Below are 560 nucleotides of genomic sequence, written 5' to 3' on the forward strand. Positions count from 1 at the left end.
GCGTTTCTGGTACTGATTGCGGAAGTAGCTGATAGCACGAAAAACCTTATCATTCCTGTACAAACGAGAGGCTGCTACCCATGCAGTGTTTCCTTCCCCTTCATACCCAGCCAGTCGGTATGCCTCAGTCGGCTTTTTACCCTGGGCAACCAGCATGGCGAATTTTGCCTGCTGGTCAGAAACGCCGAATTCATCGGGGTTAAAAGGAATATCAGTATCATCAGATGAAGGTGCGAATCTGGTATTTTTTGATTTGTGCCCGCCTGTTTTTTGGGGAGATGGCGAGTTGTCAGTTTCTGAGTTTCCACTTTCCACTTTTCGTGTGGAAACCTTTTTAGTGGAAAGTTTATTTCCAGGCTTTTTCCAGCCTTCCTTTCTGGCTCTGTTATTTATCGTTGTATGACTGACTCCATACTCCTTGCCCAATTCTCTGGCGGACGCATCCCCGGTTTCCAGTCGGTGCCTTATGATTTTCCAGTCCGACTCTTTCATTAGTCACCGCCCTGCTCTTTCTCCTGCTTCAGTTATCCATAAAAAAGCCCGCTATCGGCCAGTGCGCT

Annotated in this window: 1 pseudogene; it reads right to left on the reverse strand. The window is 47.7% G+C overall.

The features are described from left to right. Window positions 1-492, reverse strand: a pseudogene (locus EQY_RS27375) (hypothetical protein); the annotation flags it as partial. Window positions 493-560: the final 68 nt, after the last annotated feature.

Origin of the sequence: Escherichia sp. TW14182 (genome assembly GCF_000208525.1) — a bacterium.
Taxonomy (GTDB): domain Bacteria; phylum Pseudomonadota; class Gammaproteobacteria; order Enterobacterales; family Enterobacteriaceae; genus Escherichia; species Escherichia ruysiae.